The following is a 1,803-nucleotide window of genomic DNA, read 5'->3' as shown; positions in this document are numbered from 1 at the left end:
GCCGCAGTCGCCCCCGGGTCCGCCCGAGCCCGCCCGGGCCCTGGCCGTCGCCCTGCTCAACCTCTGTGGCCTGGGCCTGGGTTACGTGTTCCTGCGCAAGTGGCTGCTTGCCGCGCTGTGCCTGGCCGCGACGGTCGCGCTCCTCGTCGTCGCCCTGCCCGCGGACCCGGACGGCGTACCGGCCTGGGCGCTCGTCGGCTATCCGGTGCTGCTGCTCCTCGCGGCGGCGGACGGCGCCCGCCGCGGCCTGCGCACCCGCTCAACTACCGTACGCATACGGCCTGTTGTCGCCCTCGTGCTCGGCTTCGTCCTGCTCGCCGTGCCCGCAGGGGGAGCGGTCGCCTACGGCGGACTGCGGGACGACGCGGTCGAGGACATGCTGCTCGACCGGCTCGCCGCGACCGACGCGCTCGTCAAGGATGCCGCCGCGCGGCCCTTCGCCCAGGCCCGCCCCGACTACGAGACCGCGCTGAGCCGCTACCGCGCCCTGACCGAGGACCACCCGGACTCCCGCGCGGCGCACCGCGTCCACGCCAGCCTCGACACCTACTACAAGTCCGTCTCCGCGCCGTACGCGAAGCAGGACCACTGTGCGGCCGTCGCCTCGCTCGACTATCTGCGGGGCGTGCCGAAGGGCATCGGTCACGACGTCCTCGGCGACCTCGTGACCTGGCCCGACAAGCCGCTCGCGGTGTCCCTCCTGAAGTGCGGCACCGGCAAGCTGGGCTCCGCCGACAGTGACGGGACCGGCGGCGAACTCGGTCAACTCCTGCGGACGTTCCCGAAGTCGGCGCAGGCGGGAGAGGTGGAGCCCGCCGTGCGCGCCGCCGTCGGCGACCACACGGGCGAGCTGTCCGGCGCCGAACCCTGCCGCGCCACCGAGGAGTTGCGTCACATCAGGGACACGGCGAAGGCGCTGCCCGCACCCGCTCCTGCCCATCTGCGGGGCAGCGTCGACGGTGCGGTCAGGAACGGCGACTACGCCTGCGGGATGGACGAGTTCAAGGACGGGAAGTTCGCCGAGGCCCGCAAGACGCTGGCCGACTTCGCAGGGACGTACAAGAGCGACAAGCGCCGCGGCCGGGCCCAGCAGGTCGCCATCGCCGCGGAGATCGCCGGTCAACTTCCCGCGGCGGGAGCCGAGCTGCCGCCCACCAAGGCGCCCGGCGGCGCCCGGATGCAGATGGTGATCAGCAACGACGGGCCCGACCCCGTCGAGATCCTCTACACGGGCCCCGTCACCGGCCGCGTCACCATCGGCGCGTGCGGTTCGTGCGCCTCGTACAGCAGCGAGGCCGTGGGCCGGAGCAAGGCCTGCAAGGCGAGCGGCAAGAGCTACCCGAAGAAGACGCTGCGGCTGCCCGCGGGGACGTACCACTTCCTGCACAAGCCGGGCGGCACGCAGGCCACCGCCAGCAGCCGCGCCGCCGACGGCCACATCCAGCCCGGCTATACGTACACGCAATGCAGTTACGTCGTGGGCAGCGGACTCGGCACGGACCTGTGAGGGCGGCGAACGAGGCACGGTGAAGGGAACGGTTACCACGGACGCGTCCGCCCAACTCCCCGCCCTGTGGAGCCTCTTGACGCCCTGTTGGGCCTCTTGACGCACTGTGGCCCCGCCTGCACCCTGACCCTCCGGGAAAGCGTTTTCCATCCGAGGTGACGCGAGACCGAAGGGTGAGGCCATGAGAGACCGCACCACGATGACGACGATCGCCCTGCTGGCCGCGGGCGCCCTGCTCGGCGCGCTGCCCGCGCAGGCCGCCGCGCCGCACACCACGACCGACGCCACCGCGCTCG

Annotated in this window: 1 protein-coding gene; it reads left to right on the top strand. The window is 72.8% G+C overall.

The genetic code is table 11. The annotated features are described in order from the left end of the window. A partial coding sequence (locus G3I40_RS18830) for a hypothetical protein (RefSeq protein ID WP_164303301.1) occupies positions 1 to 1,507 on the top strand: 1,507 nt, incomplete at its 5' end. Between the last annotated feature and the right edge of the window lie 296 nt (positions 1,508 to 1,803).

The sequence above is a fragment of the Streptomyces sp. SID14478 genome (assembly GCF_010548525.1).
GTDB lineage: Bacteria > Actinomycetota > Actinomycetes > Streptomycetales > Streptomycetaceae > Streptomyces.
Note: the sequence above shows the minus strand (reverse complement) of the source record. Positions and strands in the feature narration are given on the sequence as shown.